This window comes from Streptosporangium fragile (genome assembly GCF_039534445.1).
Taxonomy (GTDB): domain Bacteria; phylum Actinomycetota; class Actinomycetes; order Streptosporangiales; family Streptosporangiaceae; genus Streptosporangium; species Streptosporangium fragile.
This window is the reverse complement of the sequence record NZ_BAAAVI010000030.1, coordinates 30,843-45,417: the sequence shown is the minus strand read 5'-3', so window position 1 is coordinate 45,417 and position 14,575 is coordinate 30,843. Positions and strand designations below refer to the sequence as shown.

Genomic DNA, 14,575 nt, shown 5'->3' with positions numbered 1-14,575 from the left:
GGACGGCCCCCTCAGCCGACCGTGACCGAGGCGAGGGCGACGCCGCCGAGGAACTCGGGCCTCACCCCGCCGATCTTCGCCGAGTGCGCCAGGCCGCCGACCGGCCAGAAGAGCGGCGCGAGCGGCAGGTCGCCGAGCGCGTGCCCGGTGGCCTCCTGGGTGAACCCGATGGCCTCGTCCGGTCCGGCGCTCGCCGCCCTGCCCAGGAGGGAGGCGAACTCCTTGTCGTCGTAACCGGTGATGTTGGAGGCCGAGGTCTTGGTGAAGAGCTGGTCGGCCAGCGCGTACAGGTGCGGGTACCCCGCGCCCATGTAGAGCAGGACCGGGCCGTCGATCTTCTTGGCCGCCATGTTGGGGTAGAGCTGGTCGACGGGCTGGGCCTGGGTGGTGACGGCCTCGATGCCGAGGTTGGTCCGGAGCTGGTTGCCGATGGCCTCCAGGATCACGGTGTTCAGCGGGTCCTGGTACGTCCACAGCTTCAGCGGGCCCTTCCAGCCCCCGGCCTCGGCGAGCAGCGCCTTGGCCTTCACCGGGTCGTAGGCGCACGCGGAGCAGTCGCTCGTGCCCCCGCCGGGGACGGTCGCCCCGGCCAGGCCCGTGGCGGGCTGCCCGAAGCCGCGCAGCAGCGACTTCACGATCGTCTGGCGGTCCACGGCGTACGAGAACGCCTGCCGGACCCGGATGTCGGCGAAGCGCTCGTCCCAGAGCGGGAAGCCGAGATACATCAGCGCGGGGAACGGCGCCTGGACGAGGCGGTCCTTGAACTGGGTGGACGCGCTGGTGAGGTTGTTGCCGGTCACCAGGGTGACGTCCACGTTGCCCGCCTGCAGGTCGCGGTAGGCGGCGCCCTCGTCCTGGTAGGACTTCACCTCGATCCGCTCGGCGTCGCCGGGCGTGCCGGCGTACTTGGCGAACCTCTTCAGGCTCACCTTCGTCGCGCCGGTGACGACGCCCTCGCCCTCCATCTGGTACGGGCCGTTGCCGACGGGCTTGCGGTCGAAGGCGTCGGCGTCGGTGAGCGCGGCCTTGGGGACCGGCGCGAAGGCCGACTGGGCCAGCACGTACGGCAGCAGCGCGAGCGGCTTGTCGAGGGTGACCTTCAGGGTGTCCGGGTCCGTGACCTCGACCCCGGACAGGGTCTTGGCCTCGGGCTTGCCGTCGGCCGGGTTGAGGTCCGCGTAGCCCTTGAAGTTCGCGAACATGTAGTTGTTGGTGTAGGCGTTGGGCCCGTAGGCGGTGGCGTTCCACGAGTCGGCGAAGGACTGCGCGGTGACGGGTTCGCCGTTGTGGAACGTCCAGCCCTGCTTGATCTTGATGGTCCAGACCTTGTTGTCGTCGGACTCGATCGACTCGGCCACCGCGTTGACGGCCTTGCCGGTGGCCGCGTCGACCCTCGTCAGCGGCGTGAACAGGGCGTAGTCGACGTTCGAGCCGGTCACCTTGCCCGGCAGGAAGTGCGACAGGAAGTAGGTGGTCACACCCACCGAGTAGGCCTTCTCACCGGCCGGCGCGGCACCGCCGCCGGCCCCTCCGGAGCCGCCGGAACAGGCCGCGAGGGTGATCGCCAGCGCCCCGGCGACCGCCGCGGCCGCCGCCCGGCTCCTGCCCCGGTTCCGTGGTGATTGGTCAGACATCTGCTGGCACCTCCATGGTGCTTGGCGGGGGGGAAGGTCCAGATACGGCAGCTGCCGGGTTACGTGGGGGTGTCCTACGCTCAACCGGGAAAGGGGCGATCGCCTGGGCCTGAGCGTAGGACAGCGGGGCCGGGCGGTTCATTGTCGGAGAGGTTCAACCGCGCGGCACCCCTTTGTCTCCCGCAACAGCGGGCCACCGGCCGGTGACTCCCGTGTTACCGGCGGGTTGCCGCCGGGTTGTCCCGGGTCCGGACGCGGACGCGGCGGACCGGCACGGAACACGGGCGGGCACCACGCCGGCGCGGCACGCGACGAGCACACCCGGACGACATGGGACACGGACACGGCGGATACGCCGGGCAGGCGGGGTGAGGCGGCCGGTCAGATGGAGCGGCGGTGGGTCCAGCGGCCGCCGAGGAGGGTGCCGAGGACCGGCATGCGGCGCAGGTCCTCCCCGCCCAGCGCGGCCGGGTCGGACTCGGTGATCACCAGGTCGGCGGGGTCGCCGGGCCGCACCCCGGTCCGTCCCCTGCCGGCCGCCGCCAGGGCCACGGGAAGCGGCAGCGCCTGCTCCGGGTGCCACGGCGGCCGCTCGTCGTCGGTCCTGGTCACGGCGGAGGCGATACCGTCCCAGGGGTCCAGCGGCGCCACCGGGGCGTCGGAGCCCAGCTCCAGGGTGGCCCCGGCGGCGAGCAGGTCGGCGTAGGCGAAGGCCCGGCCGGTCCGGCCGCACCAGTGCAGGTCGGCCACCTCCCGGTCGTCCGGCGCGTGGGCGGGCTGCACCCCGGCGACGAGACCCGGGCGGGCGAACCGGGCGAAGTCCTCGGCGCGGACGAGCTGGGCGTGCTCGATCCTGCCCGGGCAGCCGACCCGCTCGAAGGCGTCCAGCGCGATGCCCGCCGCCAGGTCGCCGATGGCGTGCACCGCCGGGTGGATGCCGTGCCGGGCGGCCAGGGACATGACCGCGTACAACTCGTCCGGGCCGGTCTCCAGCAGCCCGCGCGCGGCGGTGCCCGGGTAGGGGTCCTCGCAGTAGGCGGTCCTGGTGTTCAGGGAACCGTCCACGAACATCTTGACCGGGCCGACCTCCAGCAGGCCCTCCGACCCCGCGACCGGGTCCCCGGTGCGCAGCCCGCGGCCGATCGCCTCCTCCAGCCGGTCCTTCGGGATCGAGCAGGCGACCCGGACGTCGATCCGGTGCTCGGCGACCCGCCGGGACCAGTCGGTGACGTTGTCGGCGAACTCGAAGTCCAGCAGGCCGACGACCCCCCTGGCCGCGGCGGCGGTGGTGGCCTCGGCCACCCACCGGTCGAGCTCCTCCCGCGGCGGCGGGGGCAGCTCGGCCATCGCGTCGTAGCAGTCGCGCTCGCGCAGCACCCCGGTCGGGTGCCCGCCCCTGCCGACGGCCGCCAGTGCCGCCGGGCTGAGCCACGCGGTGTGCAGGTCGTTGCTGACCAGGGCGATGGCCCGGTCCGGCGCCGCCGCCTGCAGCAGCGACTTGTGCGGGGTGTCCGGCCACAGGCCGTCGCGGAACCCGTACCCGATCGTGAGCCCGGCCGGGCCCGCGTGTGGGACGACCAGCTCGACGGCCTCCCGCGCCGACCGCGCGGAGGTCAGGTCGACCCTGCGGCGCGCCTGCGCCCACTGCAGGGAGTGCACGTGGGCGTCCCACAGGCCGGGCAGGAGGGTGCCGCCCCCGACGTCCACGATCTCGGCCGGTTCGCCCGCCGGCCCGCCGGGGGGCGGTGGCTCGGCGCTCACCTCCGCGACCCGGCCATCGACGATCAGGACGTGGCGGACCGGGCCCCCGGGACCGATCCGCGCGTTGCGCAGCAGCAGGCGAGAAGACATGGGGCTGACGCTAGGCGGGCACATGGCGATCACTCATCGTCGGGGGCGGACATTTCCCCTGGCCGCCATTGTGCCCCGCCACAGCACCACCGTCCGGGCGGCGGTCGTCAGATCTCGCCGCGCATGTGCAGCAGGCGGAGCTGGAGCCAGATGACGAGTCGCTCCGCCGGGTCGGCCAGGTCGACGTCGAACAGCTCCTGGAGCCTGCGGATGCGGTAGCGCAGCGTGTTCTCGTGGACCGACAGCTCGGCCGCCGCCTTGGCGGCCTCGCCGAAGGCGTCCAGGTACGACAGCAGCGTGGCGGCGTGCGTGGTGGAGTGCGCGGCGTCGTGCTCCAGCATCCGCCGTACCGGTGCCAGCAGTTGCCCGGCCGCGACCTCGTCGCGCTCGGCCAGGTCGAGCAGGGCGATGCGGCTGCGCACCTGCTCGTCGGTGGCGATCCGTGCCGTCCCGCCCGCCGTCTCCGCCAGCACTCGGACGACCCGGTCCGCGAGCCTGCTCGAGACGGGGGCGTCGGCCAGCCGCCCGACCACGGGCCCGATCCCGGCGTGCAGGCCGATCCCGGTGGACTTGCGGACCGAAGCGGCCACGTCCGTCACGACCCGCACCAGGCTCCCGGGCGGTGTGCCGGGCGTGACCGGCAGCAGCGCGTAGACCTTCCCCCAGCCCGTCGTGCAGACCGCCTCGTTGTGCCAGGCCTCACAGCCCAGGCTGATCAGGTCGGCGACGCTCGCCACGGCGGTGCCGGGCTCCGACCCCGGCCCCACGGGCGCGAACGCGACGACCGCCACCGGGGTGTCGGCCGTCAGGCCGAGCCGGGCGACCGCCGCGGACTCGGAGGTGGCGCCGTCGAGCAGCGCGCGCAGCGTCTCCGCGCGCTGCCAGCGCTGCGGGTCGCTGGGGTTGCGGGCGCGCAGCATGTGCAGGGCGGTGATCCGCGCGGCGTCCTCCAGGAGCTGTACGGCGCCGGGGACGACCGGCGGGGTCCCGTCGAGCACCCAGATGAAGCCCAGCAGCTGGGAGCCGGCCCGCACCGCCGTCGCCAGGCGCGGGGTGTGCCCGGGTTCGAGGCTGGCGAACCCGACGGGGGCGTCTGACCGGAAGACGCGGCTGTACTCGGTCCGGTTGGTCGGCCGTTTCGGCGTCTTGCGGCTCAGGATGCCGAGCTTGCGGATCTCGTCGATCTCCTGGCCGGGGATGTTGGAGTAGGCCAGCACGTTGCCCTGCGGGTCCTCGATGCAGGTGGCGCCGCCGATCGTCGAGGCGATGGCGTTGGCCAGGGCGAACAGGTCCCCCATGCCGACCGCGGAGTAGGTCGTGGTGATCTCGCCGGGGCCGGCGGTCGCCGCGGTCAGCAGCGCGTCGAGCTGACGCCACGGGACCTGCTCGGGCGCGACGAGCAGCGCCACCCCCGCCTGCCGCGCGGCCTCGATGAGCGGGGCCAGTTCCGCGCCCCGATCCTTGATCACCACGGCGTGGTAGCCGTGCCGGCCCGCCCGCCGCAGGAGCTCCCGGGCGGCCGGGCTGGCGGCGCGGGCCCCGACGGCGAGCAGCACGCACCCGGGACGCTCCTCCAGTGGGTCGTCGGGGTCGTGGACGACGGGCTCGCCGACGGTGAGGTGCGGGTCGCCGGGGAGGTACGCGGCGGTCAGCACGTCGCCCCCCAGCGTCCGGAGGACCTGGCTCAGCGGGGGCCGGTAGGGCCGCATCATCGAGGCGTCGGGCAGCAGGTCGGCCTGGGACATCCGCTTCCTCCCGTTCATCTCGTCTCGTCCTCGCCGGGTCCGGCGCGGACCGTCCCGACGTGGACCGTTCACCGCGGACCGTTCGTCACGGACCTTCGCCACGGATCGTTCATCACGGACCCTCCAATATGGACTGTTCGCTACGGACCCTTCAAAGCGGACCGAAAACGTCAATTCAAGCAGTCCATCCATCCGGTGGCGACCGTTGACGATTACCACAAAGACCGCCGTACGACCTTGGGACCTGCCACGGTGCCGCACCGGTGCGCGATCGGCACACTGAGAGCGTGATCGATCCTGCGCTGAGCGACGAACTCGACTCCGTTCCCGACTACGACCGCTTCGCCACCGTGGACGAGATCACGGCCGCCCTCACCCGGCTGGCCGACGATCACCCCGGTGTCGCCTCGCTGCGGCGGGTGGGCAGCTCGGCCCTGGGCGAGCCGATCCTCTGCCTGACCGTGAGGGACGGGCCGCGCCACGCGATCGTCGGCGCGATGCCCCACCCCAACGAGCCCATCGGCGGCCTCACCGTGGTCCACCTCGCCACCCGGCTGTGCGAGGACGCCGGGCTGCGCGCGTCCACCGGCTGCACCTGGCACATCGTGGGCTGCCTCGACCCGGACGGCACCAGGCTCAACGAGGGGTGGTTCGCCGGGCCGTTCACCAAGGCCCACTACGGCAGGCACTTCTACCGGCCCGCGGGCGACGAGCAGGTCGAGTGGACCTTCCCCTTCGCCTACAAGCGCGCCTACTTCGACCGGGTGACGCCCGAGACGCTGGCCCTGATGCGGCTGATCGACGACACCCGCCCGGCGTTCATGACCACCCTGCACAACAGTGAGATGGGCGGGGCGTTCTTCTACCTCAACCGCCCGGTGCCCGCCCTGCACACCGTGCTCAAGGCACTGCCGGGCCGCTACGGGGTGCCCCTCCACGCGGGCGAGCCCGAGCACCCCTCGGTGCGGACACTGGAGGAGGCCGTCTTCCTCACCCCCCGCATGGAGGACGCCTACGACTACATCGAGGCACTCGGCGAGGACCCGGCGGCGCAGATCGCGGGCGGGGCCAGCGACTCGTACGCGGCCCGGTACGGCACGCTCTGCCTGGCCGCCGAGCTGCCCTACTGGCGCGACCCGGCGGCGGACGACCGCTCCCCCGCGGGGATCTCCTACGCCGACCTCCTCCGGGCCCACGCGACGGACCTGCGGGAGACGTTCGCCGTGCTCGACGGGACGCTGGCCGCCGTCTCCGCCGACCTGGTGACCCGCTCCCCGTTCGTCCGGGCGAGCAGGTTCTTCGTGCCGTTGGTGGAGGGCATGGACACCACGGCACGACACCGCGCCGAGGCCCCGGAGAACGACCGGCCCGCCACCGTCGCCGAGCGGCAGTCCTGTCACGGCACCGTGCACAGCGTCCGGCTCCGGTTCGGCGGCATGCTGCTGCGCGCCCTGGAGGGCGAGCTGGCCATCGGCAACGGCACCCCGGTCATCCGGGAGCGGGCCCGCGCGCTGTCGGAGACCTACGCCGCCTGGTGCGCCGAGGCGGAAGCCGGCACCCCGGACGAGACGATCCCGATCGGCCACCTGGTCGCCATCCAGTACGGCGGCATCCTGGCCGGCGCGACCCACGCGTGAATCCCGCGGCCGCACCCTCGCTCACGCGGCCAGCACCCTCGCTCACGCGGCCAGCACTCTCGCTCACACGGCCCGCACCCGGATCAGCACGGTCACCCCCGCACCCGCGCGAGAGGCCGCCTTTCCGGGTGGGCGGTGAAGGCTTCCGCGTGCGCCCCCGGCCCCCGGGCCCCGGGCCCGAAGCGTGGACCGGCCTCACCTCGCGGCGCGCATGGCCTCGGCGAGAGCACGGTTGCCGTACGCGCCGCCGCTGTCGAGTGCCTCGATCACCCGCTTGACGATCTCGGCGGGCTTCTCCTGGCTCAGCTTGGCCTTGCCCACCACCCGGTCGGGCACCAGGCGGAACCCCGTCACCCCCGGGGCGATCCGGTGCGCGTACTCCTCGACCGAGTCCAGCCGGAACGGCTCGGGGCGGCCCGCCTCGAAGTGGTCCACGGTGTCGGAGAGCACCCGGTAGGTCTCCTCCGGGCCGAGCACCCGCGGCGTGCCGTGCAGGTGGAGTGTGACGAAGTTCCACGTCGGCACGTACGGACCCGCCCGGTAGAGGGTCGGCGAGACGTACCCCTCCGGCCCCTCGACGACGATCACCACGGGCCGTCGCCCGAGCCCGTGGACCTCCGCGTCAGCGCGGGCGAGATGCCCCACCACGGCAGGCCCCGGATTGGCCGGGTCGGGGATGACCGGCAGGTGCGAGACCACGGGCTCCCCGCCGTCCGACACGCTCACCAGGGTCGCCCACCCGTGGGCCGCGACCAGTTCCCGCAGCACCCACGGGTCGTCGATCGCGTAGATCGGTTGTTCCAGCATGTGCCCGATGAAACAGCCGCCGCCGGTCTTCTGTCAGCGTGGCGCCGGACAAGCCTCCCCCGCCCACCTTGACGCCCCCGACAAACCCGTGACATTCCAGCGAAGAGGGAGAACTTCACGACGCCCGTCCTTGGCACCGCCGAGGGAAGGAAGCTCGCGAAAACCTTCCCCGAGCTGCCGCAGCCGACGCTCCACTCCGCCAAAGACGACTACGACCGGGCCTTCGGCGAGCTCACCGGGCGGCGCGACGACCCCGATTTCACCGCCGGGTTCTTCCCCGCACTCGGCCCCGAGGGAGAGGCGGGTGTCCTCCGCTCGCTGAATAACTATCGCGGTACGTCCGCCGGGAAGCACTGGAAGACGATGGGCGAGGCTCTCGCCACGGCGGCACCGGGCCCGGCGTGGGAGCCGAAGAACCCCGGAGACGAATCCCGCGCCTTCGGGGTGGTTCAACCATCAACCACGGTTCAGACATCGGGCCTCACCGGATAATTCGAAATGTTGTTTCCGCGAGGAGTCAACCGTGATCCTGACCCGCGATTCACCCTTGACCAGCTCGTTACCCGGCGTTTTCCAGTCGACGGAGACAACCATGTACCCACGCCGGCCCAGCCCGCCGGTCAGCATATTAAACGTGTTGACCGGCCCATCGATGCTTGACGTGTCCGCTCCGGCGACCGCGTACGACCGTTTCTCCTTTCCCTCCCCACAGGGAATGTCCCTGCCTCCTTCGACCGCCACTCTGACGTCTTTCACGTGGATCAGCTTCACCAGCCAGTCGATGTCGGCCTTCAGCATCGCCTCCGCCTGAGCCGCCGTCGGCTTTGGCGGTTCGTCATCGCCACAACCCGCCAGCAGTGACATTCCAACCGTGACGGCAACCATCAGACCGACACGCGCAGGGCCGGAGTAAACCGCAAACACCTCCACTCATTTCAATCCATCCTCGCCCAGACCCATGGTGCGCAAACCTACGGAAAAATCACCGTTGCCCCTCGGATGAAAGCAGGCCCGAACAGGCAGAAATACTCCACAGCCCGGCGCCGGATCGACGTCAACGTGCGATGGAGAGAGCACGCAGCCGTTCGTCCAGGTCTCGGACGTGGCGATTGTCGGCCCACGGCTGGAGCCGGGCACGGGCCTGCCGTACGGAATGGACGAGCCGGGCGGAACTGTGCCGCGTGGTGACTTGGGCGGCTTCACCGACCATCGCGGCGGCTGCCGGAATCTCGCGCTTCTGGATCAACGCGGTCGCGTATTCGAGGTGCAGGATGCCTCGCTCGCGATTCCAACCGGCTTGATTCGAACCGGCCCTCATCTTTGCCATGATCGGATCCGCCGCGCCGATCGCCCGGTCAGGCTGTTCAAGCCCGACCAGGCAGAAAACGGCGTGACGCGAAACACGGTCTGGATTGCACCAGAACAGGTGCCGGAGACCCATGACACTGTGTTTCCTTCCCGCGAGCGTGATGGCACGGTCGAGCACACGGAGAGCTTCATCGTCATGTCTCGTTCTGGAAAGCACCCGGGCGACGATGAGAGAGGTCGCCGCCTGCTGCAGGCGGTTGCCGCTGCTCTTGGCCCATCCCTCAGCCGCGAAGGCGTGGTCCATGGCGACTGTGGACCTGCCCCGGTGAAGTGCCATGTCAGCCAGCAGGCCGTGCATGTGGGCGAGCAGAGGAGGGGCTTGCAGCTCGTGGGCCGCCGCCAGGCCCTCCGTGTACCGGCGGGTGGCCCCCGCGTAGTCCATCAGATCGAAGCGGCTCCACCCCGCCATGTGGCTCAGGCTCCAGTAGACGCGCAGGAGCCGGTCGCGCAGGGCCGGGGTGAGCGAGCCCTGCTTGAGCAGGTCCTCGACCATGGCGCGTTTGGCTTCGGCCACCGGGAGGACCTGCCGGGGACCGGACGACTCGTCCATGGCCCACAGGCGGGCGGTGAGCCGTTCGAGCACGTCGATCGTGCCGGCGTCGATGGGGCTCCGGTGCCGGGTGGCGGCGGCCAGGCGTTCCCGCTCCGGCGGGGTGAGGTGGCGGAGAAGGCCCAGGGCGGGCGCCCCGCCGAGGACCAGGGCCAGTTCGAAGAGCAGCTCGCGGCGTTTCACGTCGGCCTCCTCGGCGCTCAGCGCGCGCAGCAGGTCGGCGCAGTGAGCGGGCGCGGGCGCGGGAACGAGTGGGGGAAGTGCCTGCGTTCCCATGGTGCCCGGGACGGCCGGTGCGGACACCTCGCACAGGTGGTGGTGCGGGTCGAGGTGGCGGTGGTCGGCCTGGTCCAGCAGGTCGCGGTCGCGTGCGCCGTAGGAGGCGTAGACCTCGTCGGTGACCAGGCGGCGGGCGGCGGTCTGGTAGATGCGGGCGAAGAGGGCGACGGCTCTGGCACCGGGACGCCGCCCGGCCTGCGGCCAGGTCTCGTAGTCGTAGAAGCGCGCCGGGCGCAGGGTGGCGGTGCCCGCCGGGTCGAGGTCGTTGTAGGCGGCCACCACGTCGGCCGCCGTACGACCGTGGGCGTAGCGGTACAGGCGCAGCGGGCTGACCGCGTGGTCGAGGGCGAACACCCCGGCGATCTGGTCGAACGTCAGAGACTGCGCCCGCAGCGCCCTGCTGCGGCGCCTGCACTCCAGCAGGACCCGGTACCCCTCGGCGGCCATCGTCGCTCCTTCCGCCAACGCACACGGATCGTACGACGACGGTCACGGAGGATGACAGCCCGATGCGCAAGTGGGGATGCTGGGCCGCCCGAGGGCGCGTTCACGCAGGTGGGAGCGGGTTCGAGCGGGGTAGCCCGGGTGATCGCCCGGAGGGCTCCCGCAGCCCCGGGTCAGGCCACCGTTCTCCTGACGGTTTCCACACTCCCCAGCAGGAGAGAACGTGACCACCACCCACGACGACGTGGCCCCGGAGCTGATCGACGCGATGGTACGGCTCCGTCCCGGCGGCATGACCTGGCGACGGACCTTCCCCGGCCGCCCCGACCAGGTCCCGGAAGCCCGGCGCTTCGTCCGTTTCCTCCTGGCCGATTCGCCCGTCCGGGACGACGCAGAGCAGGTCGCCGCCGAACTCGCCGCCAACGCCGTCCGCCACACCGCCAGCGGGCAGGCCCGCGGCACCTTCATCGTCGAGGTTCTCCGCAGGGCCACGGCCACCCGCGTCACGGTCTACGACTGCGGCTGGGGCCCCACCCCCTCGTTCACCCGCCGGGACCGGCCGGACGCCCTCGGCGAGGACGGCCGGGGTCTCCCCCTGGTCGCGGCCCTGGCCTCCCAGGTCGGCTACCGGGGCAGCCAGGCCCTCGGCCACGCCGTGTGGGCCCTGTTCGCCGCCGGGGAACCACGGTGACCCGGCGGGACGTGCGCACCTGACACTTCTCCGTGGCTTTTCCGGACGTGCGGGCGCCGCGGCACGGCCCCATGACGCGGAACGGCCCCCGTGAGGAGTCTCACGAGGGCCGTCCGGAGGTCGGGTCAGAGGCCGGCGGCGGTGCGCAGGGCCTCGGCGCGGTCGGTGGACTCCCAGGAGAAGCCCTCGCGGCCGAAGTGACCGTAGGCGGAGGTGCCCGAGTAGATCGGGCGGAGCAGGTCGAGGTCGCGGATGATCGCGGCCGGACGCAGGTCGAAGACCTTGAGCACGGCCTCCTGGATCTTGCTGATCTCCACCTTCTCGGTGCCGAAGGTCTCGACGAACACGCCGACCGGGTGAGCCTTGCCGATGGCGTAGGCGACCTGGACCTCGGCGCGGTCGGCCAGGCCGGCGGCGACGATGTTCTTGGCGACCCAGCGCATGGCGTAGGCGGCCGAGCGGTCGACCTTGGACGGGTCCTTGCCGGAGAAGGCGCCACCGCCGTGACGGGCCATGCCGCCGTAGGTGTCAACGATGATCTTGCGGCCGGTCAGGCCGGCGTCGCCCATGGGACCGCCGATCTCGAAGCGGCCGGTCGGGTTGACCAGGAGACGGTAGCCCTCGGTCTCGATGTCCACGCCGGCGAGGACCGGGTCGACCACGTGCTCCTTGATGTCGGGAGCGAGCATCTCCTTGAGGTCAATCTCGGCGGCGTGCTGGGTGGAGACGACCACGGTGTCGAGCCGGACCGGGCGGTCACCGTCGTACTCGATGGTGACCTGGGTCTTGCCGTCGGGACGCAGGTACGGCACGGTGCCGTTCTTGCGCACCTGCGACAGGCGCTCGGCGAGGCGGTGCGCGAGCTGGATCGGGAGCGGCATCAGCTCGGGGGTCTCGCGGCAGGCGTAGCCGAACATCAGGCCCTGGTCGCCGGCGCCCTGACGGTCGAGCTCGTCCACGCCCTCGCCCTCGCGGGTCTCGTAGGCGTCGTCGACGCCCTGGGCGATGTCGGGCGACTGCGCGCCGATGGACACCGACACGCCGCAGGAAGCGCCGTCGAAGCCCTTGTGCGAGGCGTCGTAACCGATCTCCAGGATCTTCTCGCGGATCAGACCGGGGATGTCGACGTAGGTCTCCGTCGTCACCTCTCCGGCGACGTGGACCTGACCGGTGGTGATCAGCGTCTCGACCGCGACACGGCTCTTGGGGTCACCCTTGAGCATGGCGTCGAGAATCGCGTCACTGATCTGGTCGGCGATCTTGTCCGGGTGGCCCTCTGTGACCGACTCGGAGGTGAACAGGCGACGGGACAAGTCAGTGGCTCCTCATGCAGCGGCTGCTGGCGTCTTGGGGGCTCTGGCGTCGGCGGGGACACCAGTAGCGCTCCGCCGAAGTCTAGCCCCACCTGTGGTGGCGTCGCGAAACCGTCTCGAATCGTGTCGCGGGGAATCGATACGCCGACATCAGGCCGGCCTTTGCGAAATGCCTGGGGCGACTCGGAAGAGCGAGCCGTCGAAAACCAACCTGAATATCAAAAATCTTACATTCTCTCGGCCCGCAGACCCAGTGGCCGTGATCCCCGAATCCCGGCCTTCCGGTTTCGCGATCCCTTCTCCGTGATCGCGGAACCGGGTCAGAGAGCCGGGAGCGGGTCAGAGATCCGGGAGCGGGTCGCAGGGAAGGGTCTCCGGGGCGAAGACCTCGGCGTCGGCGGCGGAGATCACCGCGGCGTACTCCTCGTCGATCTCGAACACCATGCCGCCCAGTTCGATGCACACGCCCGTGGAGAACTCCACGGGGCCGAGGCGGGTCCGGCGGGAGTGCGTGGCGTACACCGAGGTGGGCGCGTCACGGTTGAAGAGCTTGGTGGACAGCACCAGGATGGAACGGTCGGTGACGACGATGAGGAAGGTCGCCATTCCCGGGGCGCTCACCGACAGGGCGGGCAGGACGTAGCAGAGTTCCTCACCCGGGGGGAGCAACGCGCGGCAGCGGGCGCGGACGGCGGCGGCAACCGGCATGATCGGACCCCTCCCTGTCCTGACGTTCCAGGTCACCTCGGACGCAGTATCCGCCGGGAGGGTGGGCGCGGCAAGTGGTCAGACGAGACGCGCGGCGACGAGGTCCCAGACCACGTCGGCGAGGACCTCCTTGGGCCCCCGGGGGACGTCGACCGGATCGCCGTCGGCGACCAGGATCGTCGCCGCGTTGTCGGGGGTGCCGAAGGCGAGACCGTCACCCACCTGGTTGACGACGAGGAGGTCGCAGCCCTTGCGGGCGAGCTTGGCCCGGCCGTTGGCGAGGACGTCGTCGGTCTCGGCCGCGAACCCCACGATCACCCGCGGGTACGGCTTGAGGCCGTCGCGGCGCCGCTCCCCCAGCTCGGCCAGGATGTCGGGGTTCTTGACCAGGTGGACGGCGTCGGGCTCGGCGCCGGTCTTCTTGATCTTCGACTCGCTCCGCGTCGCGGGCCGGAAGTCGGCGACCGCGGCCGCCATGACCACGGCGTCGGCGCCCTCCAGCGCGTCGAGCACGGCGGCGCGCGTCTGCAGGGCCGACTCGACCCGGACCACCCGGGCCCCGGCCGGGTCGGGCAGCGCGACGTTGGCCGCCACCAGGGTCACCTCGGCACCCCGGGCGACCGCGGCGCGGGCCAGCGCGTAACCCTGCAGGCCGGAGGAGCGGTTGCCGATGAAGCGGACCGGGTCGATGGCCTCGCGGGTGCCCCCCGCGGAGACGACCACGCGCCGGCCCGTCAGGTCGGCGGGGCGCCCGGCGAGGACGCGGCGGCAGACCTCGAAGATCTCCTTCGGGTCGGGCAGCCGGCCGGGGCCGGTGTCGGCGCCGGTCAGACGGCCCACGGCGGGGTCGACGACGATCGAGCCGCGCTCGCGCAGCGTGGCCACGTTGGCGCGGGTCGCGGGGTGCTCCCACATCTCGGTGTGCATCGCGGGGGCGAACACCACCGGGCAGCGCGCGGTGAGCAGGGTGTTGGTGAGCAGGTCGCCGGCCAGCCCGTGGGCGGCCTTGGCGAGCACGTCGGCGGTGGCCGGAGCGACGACCACCAGGTCGGCGCCCTGCCCGATGCGGACGTGCGGCACCTCGTGCACGGACTCCCACACGTCGGTGGTGACCGGGTTCCCGGACAGCGCGGCCCAGGTGGGCTCGCCGACGAAGCGCAGCGCCTCCCGGGTGGGCACGACGCGCACGTCGTGTCCGGACTCGGTGAACAGGCGCAGCAGCTCGCAGGCCTTGTAGGCGGCGATGCCGGCACTCACGCCGAGCACCACGCGGGGCTTACGGCGGGTCGCGGAATCCGGGCCGGGCCCGGGCGCGCTCGCGCCGGCTCCCGGAGACGCCTCTCCGGCCGGACCGCCCTCGGCGGCTCCCGCCCGGCCGTGTCCCGCCGCGGCGGGATGATCCGGAGTGGAACGGCCCGGGGCGGCGTCGTGTCCTGCCGCCGGAACGCTCCCAGGCCCCGCGGCCGGATCTCCGGCCGGTCCGGGACGGCTTTCCCCGGCGCCCGGCTCCGCCGGCTCGGCGGTGGCCGCGCCCTCGTCAGGGGTCCG

The 14,575-nt window shown here is 72.0% G+C and carries 11 protein-coding genes; 2 read left to right on the top strand and 9 right to left on the bottom strand.

Annotation, left to right across the window (positions count from 1 at the left end):
• Positions 1–11: 11 nt before the first annotated feature.
• The 3 genes from ABD841_RS20945 to ABD841_RS20935 form a co-directional block, all read right to left on the bottom strand.
• A complete protein-coding gene (locus ABD841_RS20945; RefSeq protein WP_344974242.1) occupies positions 12–1,634 on the bottom strand; it encodes a peptide ABC transporter substrate-binding protein in 1,623 nt (540 codons plus the stop codon).
• A gap of 381 nt (positions 1,635–2,015) precedes the next feature.
• A complete protein-coding gene (locus ABD841_RS20940; protein ID WP_344974239.1) occupies positions 2,016–3,485 on the bottom strand; it encodes an amidohydrolase in 1,470 nt (489 codons plus the stop codon).
• A 107-nt stretch (positions 3,486–3,592) separates the two neighbouring features.
• Complete coding sequence (locus tag ABD841_RS20935; RefSeq protein ID WP_344974236.1) at positions 3,593–5,248, bottom strand: PucR family transcriptional regulator; 1,656 nt, start codon at positions 5,246–5,248, stop codon at positions 3,593–3,595.
• 269 nt (positions 5,249–5,517) lie between these two features.
• Here ABD841_RS20935 and ABD841_RS20930 point away from each other — a divergent pair, with 269 nt between their 5' ends.
• The gene (locus ABD841_RS20930) at positions 5,518–6,867 is read left to right on the top strand and encodes a M14 family zinc carboxypeptidase (RefSeq protein WP_344974233.1); all 1,350 of its coding nucleotides are present in this window, start codon (positions 5,518–5,520) and stop codon (positions 6,865–6,867) included.
• 195 nt (positions 6,868–7,062) lie between these two features.
• Here the strand turns inward: ABD841_RS20930 and ABD841_RS20925 are convergent, their stop codons facing one another.
• From ABD841_RS20925 to ABD841_RS20915, 3 genes are all read right to left on the bottom strand, one after another.
• Positions 7,063–7,674: an FMN-binding negative transcriptional regulator gene (locus tag ABD841_RS20925; RefSeq protein WP_344974230.1), complete on the bottom strand. Its 612-nt coding sequence runs from the start codon at positions 7,672–7,674 to the stop codon at positions 7,063–7,065.
• 456 nt (positions 7,675–8,130) lie between these two features.
• Positions 8,131–8,604 (bottom strand): hypothetical protein, encoded by a 474-nt coding sequence (locus ABD841_RS20920; RefSeq protein ID WP_344974227.1) that lies wholly within the window; start codon positions 8,602–8,604, stop codon positions 8,131–8,133.
• Positions 8,605–8,728: 124 nt separating this feature from the next.
• Entirely contained in the window at positions 8,729–10,318 is a 1,590-nt protein-coding gene (locus ABD841_RS20915; protein ID WP_344974225.1) for an NsdA family TPR-like regulatory protein, read from the bottom strand.
• Positions 10,319–10,538: 220 nt separating this feature from the next.
• On the opposite strand from ABD841_RS20915, the gene ABD841_RS20910 reads away from it, so the two are divergent.
• Entirely contained in the window at positions 10,539–11,006 is a 468-nt protein-coding gene (locus ABD841_RS20910; RefSeq protein ID WP_344974222.1) for an ATP-binding protein, read from the top strand.
• A gap of 125 nt (positions 11,007–11,131) precedes the next feature.
• Here the strand turns inward: ABD841_RS20910 and metK are convergent, their stop codons facing one another.
• From metK to coaBC, 3 genes are all read right to left on the bottom strand, one after another.
• Positions 11,132–12,319 carry a methionine adenosyltransferase gene (gene metK / locus ABD841_RS20905; protein WP_344974219.1) on the bottom strand — a complete coding sequence of 396 codons (1,188 nt, stop codon included), beginning with the start codon at positions 12,317–12,319 and terminating at the stop codon, positions 11,132–11,134.
• A gap of 339 nt (positions 12,320–12,658) precedes the next feature.
• Positions 12,659–13,027 (bottom strand): hypothetical protein, encoded by a 369-nt coding sequence (locus ABD841_RS20900; protein WP_344974216.1) that lies wholly within the window; start codon positions 13,025–13,027, stop codon positions 12,659–12,661.
• A 78-nt stretch (positions 13,028–13,105) separates the two neighbouring features.
• Entirely contained in the window at positions 13,106–14,296 is a 1,191-nt protein-coding gene (gene coaBC / locus ABD841_RS20895; protein WP_344974213.1) for a bifunctional phosphopantothenoylcysteine decarboxylase/phosphopantothenate--cysteine ligase CoaBC, read from the bottom strand.
• Between the last annotated feature and the right edge of the window lie 279 nt (positions 14,297–14,575).